Origin of the sequence: Domibacillus mangrovi (genome assembly GCF_001906925.1) — a bacterium.
Taxonomy (GTDB): Bacteria; Bacillota; Bacilli; order Bacillales; family Domibacillaceae; genus Domibacillus; species Domibacillus mangrovi.
In genome coordinates, this window is sequence record NZ_MRWQ01000033.1 from 1 (window position 1) to 16,478 (window position 16,478).

A 16,478-nucleotide genomic window follows, 5' to 3' on the forward strand; every position below is an offset into this window, starting at 1 on the left:
AGCATTAATGCCCAGTCAACGGCGGAATCGCCGCCGCCAAATACGACGACACGCTTGTCTGCAAATTGCTGAAGGTTTTGGACGAAATAATGAATGTTCGCACTTTCGAACTTCTCTTCGCCTTCAATTTTCAATTTACGCGGCTGAAATGCACCATTTCCAGCTGTGATAATGAGAGCTTTCGTATAATGAGTTTCCTCATTTGTTGTAATCGCCAGTACATTGTCTTCCATTCGTTCTATCGCTTCAACGGACTGTTCCAAACTAATAGTCGGTTCAAACTGATTCATTTGTTCCACTAAATTATCGATTAATTCTTGTGCTCTTACTTTTGGAAATCCTGCAATATCGTATATATATTTTTCAGGATATAAAGCAGATAACTGTCCGCCTAACTGCGGCAGACTTTCAATGATTTTCACGGATGCTTGTCTCATACCGGCATAAAAAGCCGTGAATAATCCAACAGGCCCGCCACCAATAATCGTCATGTCAAAAACTTCTTTTTGTTCTCCCATCGTCCTTCCTCCTCTATGGTCGTTTCTTTAAGACAGTTACTTTTCCTTTTTCACCTGTCACTTTTAAGTATTTGCAAATATCATACGTATATTCAAAATCACTGCCTATACGGAATTAACAAGAAAAGACACTCCATACATTTTCTAATATGGAATTTAGCCCGTCCTCTTCAATCATTCTGCCTAAAACGGCTAGTTGACCATTTTCACCACTGTTAAAAAATAGTTAATATACAAGAACCTAACTACTTTAAATTTCTTATTTTCGAGAATGCTACAAGCAGGAGGGTGAATAACAATGTTTGAAAATTTTGAAGTGGCACACTTATCGTCTGAACAAACGGAAAGAATACAGCAATTGGAAAGTGAATTAGAATGCACACTCATTGCATATGAACGCAAAAATGAGCACAGCAAAAAAACAACAACATCTGGGATATAGTCCCGGATGTTGTTGTTTTTACTTGTTCACAACCTTAGCTGCAACTTAGAATTTGACTGGTTTCCAGTACATGAGTGCAGCGTGAAAAGTATAAGGATATTCATACTTTCCGTCCTTTTCTATAACATATTGACTTAATGCTCGTTCCACTTCTTGTTTGTCATAATCTTTCGTTAAAATTTTACTTACATTATCACGTATAAGAGATTCATATGATGAATATGTGGAAACACTCGGTATTTCAATAATTTTGCAATTAGCCATCATACCGAGTTGATACAAAATATTTTGTAAATGAATGTAGTCTCTACGTCTAAACTTAATCGAATAACCTTGTTCTCTATGTAAATCTACATAGTGAGGCTTTTCTGGCCCACTTGTCATTCCCACGATAGCAAGCCGGGATGCAACTTCGTTTATTTTAAGCAATGCTTCTCCTATATCACTTACACGGTAAAAGCAGTTCACCCCAAATACTACATCATAACTTTTCTGCATACTTATCTGTTCCCATTTATCATTTATAAAGCTTATATTGTTTAATTGATGCTTTTCAGATTCATCCCTTAAGAAATTGATCACACTCTGAGAGCTGTCTACACATGTGAGATGCTGAACATTTTCAGCTACACAGAATGTATAATTTCCCCAACCGGGACCAATTTCTACTACACGATCATCCGTATGTAACAACGGCAGGAGCTCTTCTTGAATTCTGTAGGCATAAGAATTGATGTAGTCCTCGCCCATTTGTTTCTTTTTTTCCATAAAAGAATGCCAAAAACCTTCTTCCGCTTCATCATGAATCATTCGGTTAGAAAGAGTCCCATCCCATTCCTTCATATTTTCTTTCCATAAATCAATGTAATTGCATCCCAATGGTACACCCGTAATTTTCATACCATTTAGAGCCAAACTGTTCTTTCTGTATAAGGCGTTCGTTTCGTCGCTGGCACTTCTTGATCTGCTTTCGGATATCCGATAAAAATCGTTCCTACCACTTTTTGATTTTCTGGTGATCCAATAAACTGGTGCATTCGTTCATCATGAACAAGACCGACGCCTCTTGTACGCCAAACAAACCCAAGACCAAGCTCCCCTGCAGCAAGCCACATCGATTGAATCGCACAACATACTGCAAATACATTATCTTCGGAAGCATCGGAATCACCTGGAACAAGATCTGCCGTTACAACAATGACTACCGGTGTCGAAGTAATCACTTTCAGCGAGCTTTCTACTAAATTTGGCTTTGTCGGGAAGCGCTGCTGCAAGTATTCCTCTGCTACTGTTTCATAGCGCTGCTTCGCTTCATCTTTCATCACATAAAAATTCCATGGCTCACGTAGACGATCATTCGGTGCAAATGTCGCTGCTTCTAATAATTGTTCGATTCTCTCGTCTTCGACTGGCGTGTTTTCATAATTCCGGATGGCACGACGTTCTTTCAATGCTTGAATAATAGACAAGTTTTATCTCTCCTTCTTCAGGTCGTAATGCTTTCTGCTTCTAGCACTTTTTCATACCATTTTATTTTTTCACGTAATTGAACAACCTCACCTACGAGTACCATTGCCGGGTTTTGGATATGCTCCTCTATTACTAATTCATGAATCGTGTGAAGATTTCCAGTAAGCGTTCTTTGTTTTTCCGTTGTTCCCCATTCAATGACCGCAACAGGTGTTGTCGACCGTCTTCCATTTGCAATCAGTTGTTTGCAAATATATTCTAAGTTGCCAACGCCCATGTAAAAAGCAACTGTATCAATACCCGTTGCAAGCGCTGGCCAATTGAGATGATCTTCCCCTTTGCTATCACGGCCGTGGCCCGTTACAATGGCAAAGCTTGAAGCATGCTCACGATGTGTCACAGGAATACCCGCATACGCTGGTGCCGCAATCCCTGCCGTCACGCCAGGAACAATTTCATAGTCGATTCCGTGTTCAGCCAGCACTTCTGCTTCCTCCCCAACACGTCCGAACACACACGGATCTCCCCCTTTTAAACGGGTCACCTTTTTCCCTTCCATCGCTTTATCGACTAAAAGTGTATGTATTTCATCTTGAATGAGATGATGTCTCCCTGGTGATTTCCCACAAAAAACGAGCTCAGCCCCTTCTTTTGCATATTCTAACAATGTCGGGTTGACGAGCCTGTCGTATGCAATGACATCCGATGTTTGAATGCATTCAAGTCCATAAATCGTCAATAGCTTTGGGTCACCTGGCCCGGCACCGACTAAATAGACTTTGCCTTTTTTCATTGCGTAATCCCCCCTTTTCAATGATTTAAGTAAATGATGTTTACTTCGATGCCTTCTGCTTATAGTCGACACATGCCGTAATCCAATTCTCCACAAGCTTTGGATTAGAAGCGAAATGGAAATGAGTATAACCTGCAACAAGATTTCCTTTCAAATATCCTTCTTGCTTCTTACCGAAACGCCCTTTTGTTTCATACGCGTACGGCAAATCCTCATCTCGTTCATATGTAGAGTAGTGAAATTCATGACCTTTCGCTTGTTGATCCGAATCCATTAAGAAGTTCCCTTCTGTTCCAAATATTTCGCGATAGCCAAGAGCAGCTAGTTTCTTCTGCATCGTAATTTTCCCTGGAATCAGTCCGATCATCGGATACTTAACACCTGCTGTATCAGCAATCGACTCCGTTAAATACATAAAACCACCACATTCAGCGAGTGTCGGCAAACCGTTCGTAATCGCAGTACGAATCGACCCTTTTGAACGTTCATGACGTGCTAACTCAGCCGCAAACTCTTCGGGAAAACCTCCCCCTATGTATAAACCATCCGCTTCAGAAGGAATTTCCTCACCTTCTAATGGAGAAAAATACGTCAGTTTCGCCCCATATGCTTCTAATAATTCAAGGTTTTCTTGATAGTAGAAATTGAACGCCGCATCTTTGGCTACCGCGATACAGACTCCTTGATCTTCACATTGTTGAAATAAACCGGTAGGCTCGTCCGCCAGTTCCTTCGTTTCGGCTAATTCATATAGCCGGTCCACATCAATCGTTTCCGAAATGAGATGCGCGAGTCTCTCAAAAAATGGATTCAGCTCGCCTCGTTCAATGGCTGGAATTAACCCTAAATGACGACTCGGAATATCAATATCTTGCTCCCGTTTCATATAACCAAGCACCGGCACGGCACATTCTTGCTCAATGGCTGCTTTCACAATATTGTAATGTCCGACGCTGCCGACTTGGTTCGCAATCACGCCAACAATATTTGGACCGGTCGCAAGCGTCTGAAAACCTTTCACGATCGCCGCTGCACTGCGCGCCATGCTCGCACAATTCACAATAAGCAGTACGGGGCTTTCCGTAATCATACTAATTTCAGCCGTTGAGCCTGTATTCTCTAATGGACTTTTTCCATCATAGAAGCCCATTACACCTTCAATGATAGAAATATCCGCCCCCTTACTCGCTCGTGCCACTATTTCACGTACCGTCCGATACTCAAACATCCAGCTGTCTAAATTTCTCGAAACTCTGCCCGTAACAGCCGTATGATAAGAAGGGTCAATATAGTCTGGGCCACATTTAAACCCTTGTACGGTATAGCCTTTTTGTTGCATCGCGGCCATAATACCGATTGTACACGTCGTTTTACCGACCCCACTGCCAGTTCCAGCAATGACTAATCTTCTTGTACTCATACCGTTTCCTCCGTTTACGAAAAGCGCAAGGTGCCCGTAATCGGCGACAAGCATAAGATGAGCGCTGACAGAAGGCGCTTTTTGCCTTCCGAAGCGATTAGCTTATGACCTCGAGCCGATGGCGCCTGGAGCTAGACACCAAAACGCCTCGAAAATTTTATAATCTTCCATTTGTTAAAAAGGAATGACACCGACAGAAATCGTGACATTTCCTGATTTTTTCTTAACGAGCTCAAGTTGCTCCGCTCCTGAATATAAGCGAACAGCCGGTTCACTGACTCCATAAGCGCCTGTGTATGTAAACACGGTATCAGATGGTGCCTCGATAGCTGCCCTGTTTAATTCAGCCGGCGGATAATAGACAAATTCCCAGCCGTACTTCTCAACGACTTCAAGCAAGCCTGCTTCGTCTTTTTTCAAATCAATCGTACAAAGCGCCTTCACGCTTTTAATCGAAATATTCAATTGCACGAGTGTATCGAGAATGACTTGCTCAATTTCTTCCGCCCGGGTTCCGCGATTGCAGCCCATGCCAATCACAACCGTTTTTGGCCTGAACACAATCCCATTTTCTAAAATTACTTCTTCTTCTTTCTCTAACAAACGATGCGACACAATTAAAGCGGCTTTCGGTTTTGCTTGGATCGCTTCAGCAATAGAAGGATAGCTGATAATGTGCTTTGGAAGTGGTCGATCATACATCCACCAATTGGGTTCTCCTGATTCTTGAACAATCGCGACATGCTCTTCATTCACGACCGACGCGCTTACAGGTGTCAGTTTTTCTGCTGAATCCCATACCCAGCCGAAGCGAGAGCCAAATAAATCAACTGGAATCGTTTTTTGAACATCGGAAGCCGTTGTGACAATCGCTCTTGCATCCAAAGCGGCTGCTACTTCGTGCGTAAGCTCATTTGCACCACCGAGATGGCCGGATAATACGCTAATCACATTTTCTCCCCGATCGTCAATAACGACCACACCAGGATCCGTTTTTTTATCTTTTAAAATCGGAGCAATCATTCTCACAACGGCACCGAGAGAAATAATCATAATAATGCCTTTATATTGTCTGAAAAGCGTGGGCAGCAACATTCGCACGCTTCCTGAAAAAACCTGAATATGTTTCTGTTCTTCATCGCCTTTTTCAAACTTGCTCATATAATACAAATCTGAATGGGCAAACACTGTATGTAGACGGCGGGATAGTTCAACACCGTGCTTCGTAATCGCGACAATTGCATAGGAGTTTTTTTGGACAACGGATGGCTGTATTCCTTCTTGCAATTCAATCATCACGGTTTTATCCCTTTACGAAATCCGTGTGTAAAGCTCGCATCATATAGTTTTGAGCGATATTCATCTTTCTCATGAATCGTTGGATCTAATGCCCATCCTGCCAAGATCATCGCATGTTTGCGTATGCCATTTTTCCGCATATCTTCATCTAAATTTACCAATGTTGTGCGGACAATTTTTTGATCTGGCCATGATGCCCGCTGAATAACGGCAACAGGTGTTTCGTCTTTCCAACCAGCAGCTTGCAGTTCTTTCACAATTTTCTTCGTTAACGTTGCACTTAAGAAAAGAGCGATTGTACAATGATGACTAGCCAAATCTCGTAATTTCTCAAATTCTGGAACTGGTGTCCGTCCTTCCGCTCTTGTTAAAATAAGTGTTTGTGTTAAATCTGGAATCGTCAGCTCGGCACCGATTACCGCAGCAGATGCAAATACGGAACTTACCCCCGGAATCACTTCATAACCAATTTCTTCCTTATTCAAAAGAGCGATTTGTTCCATAATCGCTCCATACATCGCAGGATCTCCTGTATGAATACGAGCGACCGTTTTCCCTGCATTTACACGTTCCACCATGATATCGACCATTTCTTCTAAATGCATGCCGGCTGTTTTTAACACTTCTGCTTCAGGCTTTGCCTTTGCAATTAATTCTTCGTTCACTAATGAATCTGTATATAAAACAACGTCTGCTGTTTGAAGAATATGTAAACCTTTAACCGTAATTAAATCCGGATCTCCCGGGCCCGCTCCTACTATATAAATCTTCTTCATTTTCTCACCACCATTAATGTTAAGTATTCAAGCTCAGCTCCTTCTAGCTCACTAACTTTCCAAATTACTTCTTCGTCAGACGTAACCTTCGTCACAACGGATGCTTTATCTAAAAGATCTAAGTCTTTTAAAACAGTAATCATTAAATCAATCACTTTAGCGACTTTAATAAACACGATAGCGTCATGATCTTCAATCGCTTTTTTCATTGCTTCGTAGTCATCACGAGCAGGAACAATCGCAACATGATCATCGCCATCCGCTAACGCAATACCGAGCCTTGAAGCGGAACCGTTAAAGGATGAAATGCCAGGTACGGTTTTAATCTCCACTTCCGGATGCAATTTTTGCATTAATTTCATCATATGAATAAACGTACTGTATAAAAGCGGGTCCCCTTCTGTAACGAAAGCAACGTCTTTCCCTTCATTTAACTTTTGCCAAACCTTCTCGACCGTCCCATTCCATTCACGATCTAAAATGGTTTGGTCTTTCGTCATTGGAAAAACAAGGCCAAGCATTTCCTTCTCTTCAGGACGAATATATACTTCAACAATTCGATGCGCATAGCTCTTGCTGCCTTTCCGTTTTCTTGGATAGGCAATAACAGGTGACTCTTGAATAACGCGAAATGCTTTCACTGTAATTAACTCTGGATCGCCTGGACCAACGCCAAGACCGTATAATGTGCCAAGATTACTCATTCGTGACTTCCTTTCGCTGTGCCGTAATAATATAAATGGGATTAAGTGGAACAAAACGATTCATCCCTAAAATAGGCTTGCTCCGTGAAATTTGTGCATGCATGATCGACGTTTGAAAGCCGGCTTGTGCAAAAGCTTCATTCGCCCGGTACAAGTTCTCAATCGTAGCTGCATTGAGAACAATTCGTCCGCCTTCTTTCAAGCGATGACAGCATGTTTGGATCAAATCGACCATTTCGCCACCGGTTCCTCCGATGAAAATCGCATCCGGATCAGGGAACGTTTCTAACCCGTGCGGTGCTTTTCCATGAATCGCCGTTACATCAGTACGAAACTTGCGTTGATTTTGAAAACAATTGTCTAAATCTGGTTCGTTCTTTTCAATCGCAAAAACGTGCCCTTCTGGAGCCAGTTTCGCTGCTTCAATCGCCATCGAACCTGTACACGTTCCAACATCCCAAACGATACTGTCTTTCTGCAGGTTTAATGCGTAAAGGCTTAACACACGAATTTCCTTTTTCGTAATTAATCCTTTGTCTGGCTTCCGTTGTGAAAACTCCTCATCATCAATACCCAGCGTCCAATTTGGTCCATCGGCTACTTTTTTCAAAATCACAACATTTAACGAAGAAAACTCATGATTAACCATTTCTTCGAGTTCATACCAGCCTGCCTTTTCGTTTTCCCCCTGCAAGTTTTCCGCCACAAATGCGCGGTACTCCATCATACCGAAAGAAAGAAGATATTCGGCAATACGATTAGGACTATTCTCTTCATCCGTGAGCAGCGCCACTTTTGCTTTCCCATCTATTCGCTGTGCCAATCCTTTTATACTTCGACCATGAACACTTGTTAAATACGCATCTTGCCAAGCCTCACCCATTTTTGAAAAAGCAAGTTGGACAGAACTTACATATGGATACACGTCTATATTCATTTTGTGTGACAGATAGCCGCCAATCCCGTAATAAAGCGGATCGCCTGAAGCTAACACAACAGTTGGACGCGTTTCTGCTTGCAATCGCTCAACAATCGCTTTTAAACCACCCTTCACGACGATCTTCTCTCCTTGGTAATTCGGGAAGTAAGATAACACCCTCTCACCGCCAATAAGCACTTCACTTTCTTCAATCCACTCAGCATATTGCGGCAATAAGCTTTCTTGTCCGTTATCCCCGATCCCAATTAATTTCATCGATTGAGTCAATACCAACAGTCCTTCCTAATAATTGTCCCTTCATTGAATAAATCGCCGTTCCCATTTCGATTCCACCCTTGATATGGTGGAGTGACGAGTAGCAGCAAGCTTCACAAAGATGATCAAAGAATGCATCATGACCTCTCTCCGCCATAAGATCGCCGACTTGAGAAGCGGTATTCGCATTCACCACTTCTTCTACAAGCTCTTCACTAGCACCAACATCGCGCGCCAGCTCCGCAAGAAAGTCAAAATTAATGGGTGCACTTTTCGAATGCACCATCATGACGCCTTGCGCAACTTTTGAAAATTTCCCCATCATCCCAACAAGTGTGACTTTTTTGATTCCTTGTTTTTTGCATTGCTTTAATGAGAAGCCGACAAAGTCACCCATTTCAATAAAAGCTTCCTCTTGTAAATCAGGAAGTAACCCCATTGCATATTTCTCACTGCGGCCGCCTGTCGTTAAGACGAGATGCTTACAGCCACTTGCCTTGGCAACGCTTATCGCTTGCACAATACTTGCCATATAGGCAGAACTAGAAAAAGGAACTACAGTGCCTCTTGTCCCTAAAATCGAGATGCCACCTATAATTCCTAGTCGGCCGTTTAATGTTTTCTTCGCCATTTCTTCACCAGCCGGAACAGAAATAACGACTTTCACACCTCTATTAATCTGAAACTCTTCTAACGTCTGCTCTACAGTGGTTAATATCATTTTTCGCGGCACTGGGTTAATCGCCGCTTCACCGACTGGAACAGGAAGACCCGGCTTGGTCACACGACCAACACCGACTCCTCCGTCCAACATAATGCCTGGCGTATCCAACCAGCTCACTGTAGAAATAATAAGTGCTTGATGAGTCGCATCCGGATCATCACCCGCATCTTTAATCGTTTCACAACTCACTGAGTCTTTCATGATTTCACATTTTTCTATTGTAAAAGTAGCGTCACGTCCAACAGGTAGATGAATGGTCGCATTTTCTTGCTCTTCACCGGTAATTAAAGCGGTTAAAGCTGCCTTCGTTACGGCTGTTGAACAAGCCCCTGTTGTATAGCCATGTCGCATTTCAGATGGGTCCTTCTTGGCTTTCTTTTGCATGATTTTATACCTGATCAGCTAAAAGAGAAATCGCATTTAACGCTGCTACTGTAACGGTACTTCCACCTTTCCGCCCAACATTCGTGATGAAAGGAACTTCCGTCATTTTAGCTAGCTCCTCTTTTGATTCTGCCGCAGAAACAAAGCCTACAGGCATGCCAATAATCAAATCCGGCTTCGCTATTCCTTCTTTAATCAAACGAATAAGTTCTAATAGAGCTGTTGGTGCATTCCCGATTGCATAAATGCCACCCTCGTTTTCACGTACAGCTTTTTGCATCGAAATAATCGCTCTTGTCGTGTTTTGGCGTTTCGCTTCAATCGTTACATCTTCGTCTGCGATATAACAATGCAGATCCCCACCATGCTTTTCGAATCGTTTTTTCCCGGTTCCACTTTCAATCATTTGCACGTCAGCAATCACATGTCTTCCTTTACGAATTGCGTTTACTCCGGCTTGAATCGCATCAGGATGGATAATCACACTTTTCCCTAATTCGAAGTCTGCGGACGCATGGATAATACGGCGGACAATTTTCCATTCGTCTTCTGTAAAATCATGTGGCCCCATTTCTTCCGCAATGATGGAAAAACTATAGTCATAAATTTTGTCCGGATCAACTGTTAATGGTTTAAAATCGGTTTTGAAATCCATCGTATTTTCCTCCTACTTGTTGTTTAATTGTTGCTGCACGTCGCTAATCACATCTTCAAAGTTAGCATGCACATTTTGATAGTTAATGTTTGGACGAGCAATCATAATCGTCTCAATGCCGCATTCCAAAGCGGCTTCCAGCTTCTCATCAACTGAACCGACTTTGCCGCTTTCCTTCGTAATCATCAAGGTGACATTATATTGTTTGTAAAGTGCTTTATTTAACTCCTTTGAAAACGGCCCTTGAATCGCGACGATATTTTTTTGTTCAACGCCAAGTTCCGCGCATTTTTCCATATTATCAATACGTGGCAGCATTCTCGCAATAAGTCTAGTATCCTCAAGACCCACTAATTCTTTTGCAAAAATCTCTAACGTTTTACTACCTGTTGTTAGCATGATAACGCCTCGCTTTGTTGCAGCAAGCTTGGCTGCTTCCGCATAATCATTAACAAGAATTAATTGATCATCTTGGAACCGTTGACTTTCTCGTTCATAGCGAATGTAAGGAACATTCGCTTCTTTCGCTCCTTGGAGTGCATTTTTCGACGCTTCTTCAGCAAACGGGTGACTTGCATCGACGACCGCTTGAAACCCTTTTTCAACGATGAGTGACGCCATGCCAACTGCCGTTAGCCGCCCAATTTGAGTGTCTATTCCCGCATCCTGCAAACTTTTCGCTGCTGGTTCCGTCACCACTGTTGCTAAAACTTGCAAACCCGCCAGCTTCATTTCAATCGCTAATTCCCTCGCATCACTTGTGCCTGCCAAGAACAAAATCATTTTGACTTCTCCACCTCATGGACATGATCATGATCATGGTCATGATGATCGTGGTCATGGTCGTGATGATGGTGATGATGCGCGTGACCGTGCTCCTCTGCAAATAAACGATAGTTTTCTAAATCGCGAGCTCCACTTGATTTTCCTTCGATCGCTTCCGTTACACGTTCTTTCAAGATCGTTTGTAGTTTCGTATGGTAGCCAAAGTATTCGGCTAAGACAAATTCCTGCTCGGGATATTGCTGTTGATAGCCTGACACCATCTTCTCCATTCGCTCCATTAAAATGCCAGTAAATAGGAAGTACGGCAACATCACTACTTTTTTTGCTCCAAGCTTTATACAACGTTCGATTCCTTCATCGACTAGCGGAGCCGTCACGCCCATAAAAGCACTTTCCACCCATTTAACATGTAACTTTTCCCAAAGCATACGGGAGATTTTATAAAAATCACTATTCGCACCGGCATCACTGCCGCCACGACCAATTAACAAAATAGCCGTATCCGTATGTTCAGCGGACGTATCCAAACCTACTTCCTCAAGACGATCCGTTAAAATCGATAATACTTCTTGATGAACACCAATCGTTTGTCCGTATGTAAATTGAACATCTGGATACTTCGTCTTACCATCCTCGACTTCAGCTGGAATATGCAGTTTTGAATGACCTGCATGCAGCAAAATAATTGGAATGACAATCACTTCTGTCGCTCCTCTTTTCACACAATTATCAATTCCTTGTGAAATAGTAGGCGACGCAAATTCAAGGAAACATGTTTCAATGAATAAGCTGTCGTCCATCGTCTCCCTCATCTTGTCTACAAAAATACGAACCTCTTCATTTCCAGCCTCTAATCGGCTTCCATGCCCTACAAATAATGCTGCTTTCATTCGCCATTCTCCCTCCTCTTCATTAATCCCCACATGGTGCTGGCTCTATGTTAATTTTTGGTGCCATTTCTTGATACGAATAGCCTTGAATCTTTTTCACTCGCTTGAAATATTTAAATAGTCGTTCATTTGGATGCGCGTTTTGTTTATATTCCTCCACAATATTCGTAATTAATTCGACGAGACGACCTGGTTCGATTCCTTCTGCAACAGGCTGACCCGGATGAGCGGTTCGACCAACCGGCTTTGCTCCTAAAAATAAATCAAATTTCCCTTTACGGAAGACGATTCCAATATCATCAATCACCGCCGTATAACAAGCCATGCCACATCCGTTAAATCCAATGTTTAACTCCTTTGGCATGTCGATTCCGCCAATCGCACGCTGTAGTTCATCTGCGTATGGAATCGATTCTGCTTTTTCACCATCACAGAAGTCGCATGCTTTCAGCGTAACAACATCGCCGATTGGAGACAGTAAGAAGCCAACTGATTGCAACTTTTCCGTAATTCTATCTGGTTCAGTTGTTGGAATTTTTAAAATGATTTTGTGATTCGGCGTGTATTCCATCGTTCCTTTTTCACCAACGACTTCCGCGAGCATCATCATTTGCCTTGGTGTAAATTGCTTATTCGCCACACCCGGACTAACAGCTAGTTCAAACAACGATTCCATTTTTTGTTGAACTAATGGTGGAGTGATAGACTGCGCAGTGCTTTGACCGGACACTCTCGACAAAGCTTCCATCGCTATTTCAAAAGATGTACTCTTTTTCTCAGGCGCAGGCGCTTTCGTTAACAAACCGACAGCCGCTTCCTCATAAGAGCCTTGTGTTAGGCCCGTTTCTTGATCCATCGCCCATGGTTCTGCTTCTTTTTTTAAACGTTGATGCGGTTTCAATGGTTGCTTTTCTGCATTCAGCGTATACTTTCTTTGATAGCCACGAGGCGTAATCATTTTATTGTCATATAAGAACGTCGATGAATTCCCAATCACAACGGTTGTGAGCATACCAATATCATGATTCAACATTTCCGCTAGATTCGTAATCACAATATCCTGACGCTCACGATATGCACTTTTCACTAGCCCTACTGGAGTTTCTGGTGAACGATATTTAAGTAGAATTCTCTGTGTTTCAACAATTTGTCTTGTTCGCCGACCACTGCGTGGATTATAAAGCGCAATGACAAAATCGGCCTGTGCCGCTGCTTCTACTCGTTTCGCAATAAGATCCCATGGCGTTAAATGGTCACTAAGGCTGATTGTACAAGAATCGTGCATAACAGGTGCACCAAGTAACGATGCACAAGAGTTAATCGCTGAAATACCGGGTATAATTTCGATTCCAACACCTGTTTCTTCTTTCCAGCCCTTTTCAACTAAAACTTCATACACAAGGCCAGCCATTCCATAAACCCCTGCATCCCCACTTGAAATGACCGCTACTTTCTTGCCATTTTCCGCTTGCCTCACCGCTTCTTGTGCCCGTGATACTTCTTCTGTCATTCCCGTACTGATTACCGTTTGATCTGTTAATATGTCTTGAATGAGTTCCACATACGTCTTGTATCCAATAATAAAATCACTTTCTTGAAGCGCTTCTACAGCCCTCGTCGTAATATGTTTAAAGTCTCCTGGACCAAATCCAACAACAAATAGTTTCCCTTTTTGTTCCATATAAATAGCTCCTTTCATAATGTGTCACAGGATTTTATTTTTTCTTTGAAATCCCGACAGCCGCAGAAGCATCTAAATTTAGTGACATTTCTCCATTCACAAATTGATACACTTTATTCGTTTTAAGAAGAGGTTCGTGCATATTGCGAACAATTTGGCGACCCATTTCAGGTGATTCGACTCGATACCAAGCACCTTCTGGATAAGCAATGACAATACAAGCATCTTTACACCTTCCGTTACAACGAGTTCTTGTCGTATGAATCTCTTCATCTAACTCCAGTAAGCTAATTTCATCACGAACGGCTTGCGTCACTTCTTCGCCGCCTTTTCTCATACAACTACTCCCGTTACAGATGAGCAGATGAGATTTTGTCCCTTCTAAATTCCAAGTTGTCATATGTTACCTCCTGTATAGTAGAAGGGAATAAAAAAAAACCTTAACTCTTTGAGTTAAGGTTTTAAGAAGCTAAATAAAATAATATGAAATAGCAAAAAAATGCCCTCCATATACTGTATCGCCTCTACCCTTCCCTCCGAAAAGTATCGTTCACATTTAAAAGCAGGTCTCCTGGCTTTCGCTTCATTTTACTCTTGTCCCTTCCCAGTTTGCACCAGTGGTATTGACAATTTCATCAGCGTTACAGTAGCGGGGGCTGCATCGGACTTTCACCGATTTCCCTATTATCCCGGGGCATGACACTCCGGGCACTTTTAAATAAATTATTCAGTTGTTCGTTCTCCCACATAAAAAAACAGTATTTCTCAGCTTAGTAAAACTGTACGCTACCTATCATATAATACCTTTCCAAAATTTTAAATAGGCAAATTATTTTTACTTGCAACAAATCGTTTTTATTCTGTTTTCAAAAGGCATGCCTGCTCATAAAAAATCAGACAAAACGTGAGAAAGTCCCTTTCAATCAAGGAGTAGATTCATTCCTTTTGGAAATAATACAATTCGAACAAAACAATTAAGGGATTTCTAGATCGGGGGTGAGACTGATGGGAAACAGTAAAAAAAGCAGTAATAAAGGCAAGAAGGCTCCGAGTGTAACTCCTCAAGGTTACGGAGATACCGAATTCGCTGAAGAGCCAAAAAGCAAACTCGAAAATGCCGCGAAAAAGAAAAACACAAAATAAAATAGAAGCAACCGGTGAGATCACCGGTTGCTTCTATTTTTAAACGTATCTTACCTTCTTACATAAACGAAGCGTCAGCTGGACGGTGTGCGGTGTAGATTGCTTCTCCATCACTTTCACCATCAAAAATAACCGGCACATTCGGTGTGAAAAGAACGACATCTCCTGCTTCTGCTTCATATCGGTTACCTTCTAGGTCACGCAAAACAAATTTTCCTTTTGTGACGACTTTATATTCTACAACTTCATATAAGAATTCAAATGATTCACCTGGCTGCATTGAAAAGAAACCGAGTGTAAGTGGATTTGGCGTTGTTGCTACGGGTACGTCAACGATTTGGCTGTTTACTCCCGGTTGGCTAATAATGCCTGCTACATCTAGCTTTGGAAATGTTTTGTCTAAATCTGCTGCTTTAAATACTTGAATTCCTGGTGTTTCGCTCAATACTTTAGTCATGTGTGACACTCCTGTTTATGTAGTTTGTGATAAATTTGATGCTATACTCATTATATATTCTAATGTTCAGAAAACAAAGTACGCACTTTATTATCAAATACTGTTAAATAGTATACTATAGAGATTTAATAAAGAGCTCTTTCCCTCACCACAAGCTAATTGAAAGTCCATATAAAGTGAAACTTCATTCAGTGGAGGGTTAGGTTCACAGGATGTGAATCAGGCAGACGTTGTCATAGGACCTGACGATATTAGTCTTCTTTCCGCTCCTGAATAAACAGGAACTCAGGTAAAGAACGTCGCGTCTTGAAGCGGGGTTCTTACTGCCCGTTAATGCGGGATAAAGTAATCCATGCAAAGAGACTGACTATCGTACTAGGTCCCCCCTAAACGAAAAAACCCGGTAAGAAATTTCCCGGGTTTTTTCGTTTGTTGCCTAGTTGACCTGAAACAGATTGCGATTGCTGTCTCTATTTATCAAATATAAGCTATTCATGTTTTATTATGAATTCCATCCCATATTCTTCAGAGTAATCCAACTTTTCTTTTCATCAATTGCCTCTGCCTTTTCGACCTTGATTAGAGTTACGATTTGCCCCTTTCATTGGATCTTCTCCATCAGAAAATTCTACAGAATAATCCGTTTCCTTCACATTTTTCTTTGGGGTCTTAGCATATTTTTCTACAGCATTTCTTTCAGCTTTACGCTTAATCATCTAATCATCTCCCTTTCGATTATGATGAACCACCGATAGCTTTCCCGGTTTTTACGTTCGTATTCACCTGAAAAATGAAAGATGCCGCTCTCATACCTTTTGGCAAAAACAGATCAAAATGGGACGAATCTTATTTCATTCGTACAGTTCCATTTCGATCCATAAGAAAAAGCCGTCTCAAGAGATTCCTTGTTGAGACGGCTTTCATTCATCTTACATGTAAAAGTAATCTGTTTAATTTAAGCTGTAACTGCACCTTTAATAAGTCGTTGCATTTCTGCCGCAACTGCTTGTTTGTCGTCTGCGCCTGTGATGCCGCCGCCTACGATAACAAGATCCGGTTGTGCTGCAATAACGCCTGGAAGTGTTTCCAATTTAATGCCGCCTGCAACAGCTGTTTTCGCGTTTTTCACGACGCTTTTGAT

At 41.9% G+C, this 16,478-nt stretch carries 20 protein-coding genes and 1 riboswitch; of the genes, 2 read left to right on the top strand and 18 right to left on the bottom strand.

Going from position 1 to position 16,478, the window contains the following annotated elements; genetic code table 11:
• Window positions 1–518, bottom strand: a 518-nt coding sequence (locus tag BLL40_RS16540; RefSeq protein ID WP_143180144.1) for an NAD(P)/FAD-dependent oxidoreductase, incomplete at its 3' end; no start/stop codon positions are given.
• A gap of 298 nt (window positions 519–816) precedes the next feature.
• Between BLL40_RS16540 and BLL40_RS17600 the strand changes: the two genes are divergently transcribed.
• Window positions 817–960 (top strand): hypothetical protein, encoded by a 144-nt coding sequence (locus tag BLL40_RS17600; protein WP_173799942.1) that lies wholly within the window; start codon window positions 817–819, stop codon window positions 958–960.
• A gap of 45 nt (window positions 961–1,005) precedes the next feature.
• Here the strand turns inward: BLL40_RS17600 and BLL40_RS16545 are convergent, their stop codons facing one another.
• From BLL40_RS16545 to BLL40_RS16610, 14 genes are all read right to left on the bottom strand, one after another.
• Window positions 1,006–1,875, bottom strand: coding sequence for a class I SAM-dependent methyltransferase (locus BLL40_RS16545; RefSeq protein ID WP_245797991.1), 870 nt, complete (start codon window positions 1,873–1,875; stop codon window positions 1,006–1,008).
• Window positions 1,866–2,429 (bottom strand): nitroreductase family protein, encoded by a 564-nt coding sequence (locus tag BLL40_RS16550; protein ID WP_073712944.1) that lies wholly within the window; start codon window positions 2,427–2,429, stop codon window positions 1,866–1,868. The genes BLL40_RS16545 and BLL40_RS16550 overlap by 10 nt, the downstream gene beginning before the upstream one ends.
• A 17-nt stretch (window positions 2,430–2,446) precedes the next feature.
• The gene (gene cobA, locus BLL40_RS16555; RefSeq protein WP_073712945.1) at window positions 2,447–3,223 is read right to left on the bottom strand and encodes a uroporphyrinogen-III C-methyltransferase; all 777 of its coding nucleotides are present in this window, start codon (window positions 3,221–3,223) and stop codon (window positions 2,447–2,449) included.
• Window positions 3,224–3,263: 40 nt separating this feature from the next.
• Window positions 3,264–4,643, bottom strand: coding sequence for a cobyrinic acid a,c-diamide synthase CobB (locus BLL40_RS16560; protein WP_073712946.1), 1,380 nt, complete (start codon window positions 4,641–4,643; stop codon window positions 3,264–3,266).
• 174 nt (window positions 4,644–4,817) lie between these two features.
• Window positions 4,818–5,939, bottom strand: coding sequence for a cobalt-precorrin 5A hydrolase (locus BLL40_RS16565; protein ID WP_073712947.1), 1,122 nt, complete (start codon window positions 5,937–5,939; stop codon window positions 4,818–4,820).
• Window positions 5,939–6,718 (bottom strand): precorrin-4 C(11)-methyltransferase, encoded by a 780-nt coding sequence (cobM, locus tag BLL40_RS16570; protein ID WP_073712948.1) that lies wholly within the window; start codon window positions 6,716–6,718, stop codon window positions 5,939–5,941. Before cobM ends, BLL40_RS16565 begins: the two co-directional genes overlap by 1 nt.
• Entirely contained in the window at window positions 6,715–7,422 is a 708-nt protein-coding gene (gene cobI, locus BLL40_RS16575; protein ID WP_073712949.1) for a precorrin-2 C(20)-methyltransferase, read from the bottom strand. Before cobI ends, cobM begins: the two co-directional genes overlap by 4 nt.
• A complete protein-coding gene (locus tag BLL40_RS16580) occupies window positions 7,415–8,629 on the bottom strand; it encodes a bifunctional cobalt-precorrin-7 (C(5))-methyltransferase/cobalt-precorrin-6B (C(15))-methyltransferase (protein WP_073712959.1) in 1,215 nt (404 codons plus the stop codon). Before BLL40_RS16580 ends, cobI begins: the two co-directional genes overlap by 8 nt.
• The gene (locus BLL40_RS16585) at window positions 8,592–9,725 is read right to left on the bottom strand and encodes a cobalt-precorrin-5B (C(1))-methyltransferase (protein WP_073712950.1); all 1,134 of its coding nucleotides are present in this window, start codon (window positions 9,723–9,725) and stop codon (window positions 8,592–8,594) included. The genes BLL40_RS16580 and BLL40_RS16585 overlap by 38 nt, the downstream gene beginning before the upstream one ends.
• A 4-nt stretch (window positions 9,726–9,729) precedes the next feature.
• Entirely contained in the window at window positions 9,730–10,380 is a 651-nt protein-coding gene (locus BLL40_RS16590) for a precorrin-8X methylmutase (protein ID WP_073712951.1), read from the bottom strand.
• Between the two features lie 12 nt (window positions 10,381–10,392).
• The gene (gene cobK / locus BLL40_RS16595) at window positions 10,393–11,163 is read right to left on the bottom strand and encodes a precorrin-6A reductase (RefSeq protein ID WP_073712952.1); all 771 of its coding nucleotides are present in this window, start codon (window positions 11,161–11,163) and stop codon (window positions 10,393–10,395) included.
• Window positions 11,160–12,056 carry a sirohydrochlorin chelatase gene (locus tag BLL40_RS16600; protein ID WP_073712953.1) on the bottom strand — a complete coding sequence of 299 codons (897 nt, stop codon included), beginning with the start codon at window positions 12,054–12,056 and terminating at the stop codon, window positions 11,160–11,162. The genes cobK and BLL40_RS16600 overlap by 4 nt, the downstream gene beginning before the upstream one ends.
• A gap of 22 nt (window positions 12,057–12,078) precedes the next feature.
• Window positions 12,079–13,737 carry a precorrin-3B C(17)-methyltransferase gene (gene cobJ, locus BLL40_RS16605; protein WP_073712954.1) on the bottom strand — a complete coding sequence of 553 codons (1,659 nt, stop codon included), beginning with the start codon at window positions 13,735–13,737 and terminating at the stop codon, window positions 12,079–12,081.
• A gap of 34 nt (window positions 13,738–13,771) precedes the next feature.
• Window positions 13,772–14,137 carry a (2Fe-2S) ferredoxin domain-containing protein gene (locus tag BLL40_RS16610; RefSeq protein WP_073712955.1) on the bottom strand — a complete coding sequence of 122 codons (366 nt, stop codon included), beginning with the start codon at window positions 14,135–14,137 and terminating at the stop codon, window positions 13,772–13,774.
• 144 nt (window positions 14,138–14,281) lie between these two features.
• A riboswitch (cobalamin riboswitch) is annotated at window positions 14,282–14,468 on the bottom strand.
• 274 nt (window positions 14,469–14,742) lie between these two features.
• Here BLL40_RS16610 and sspL point away from each other — a divergent pair.
• On the top strand, window positions 14,743–14,880 hold the full coding sequence (sspL, locus tag BLL40_RS16615; protein WP_073712956.1) for a small, acid-soluble spore protein L: 138 nt from the start codon (window positions 14,743–14,745) through the stop codon (window positions 14,878–14,880).
• 58 nt (window positions 14,881–14,938) lie between these two features.
• Here sspL and BLL40_RS16620 read toward each other — a convergent pair whose 3' ends face one another.
• The 3 genes from BLL40_RS16620 to BLL40_RS16625 all read right to left on the bottom strand — a co-directional run.
• Complete coding sequence (locus BLL40_RS16620; protein ID WP_073712957.1) at window positions 14,939–15,337, bottom strand: cupin domain-containing protein; 399 nt, start codon at window positions 15,335–15,337, stop codon at window positions 14,939–14,941.
• A 551-nt stretch (window positions 15,338–15,888) separates the two neighbouring features.
• Complete coding sequence (locus BLL40_RS17605) at window positions 15,889–16,053, bottom strand: hypothetical protein (protein ID WP_173799943.1); 165 nt, start codon at window positions 16,051–16,053, stop codon at window positions 15,889–15,891.
• A 239-nt stretch (window positions 16,054–16,292) separates the two neighbouring features.
• Window positions 16,293–16,478: orotidine 5'-phosphate decarboxylase / HUMPS family protein (locus tag BLL40_RS16625; RefSeq protein WP_173799944.1), on the bottom strand; the 186-nt coding region annotated here is incomplete at its 5' end.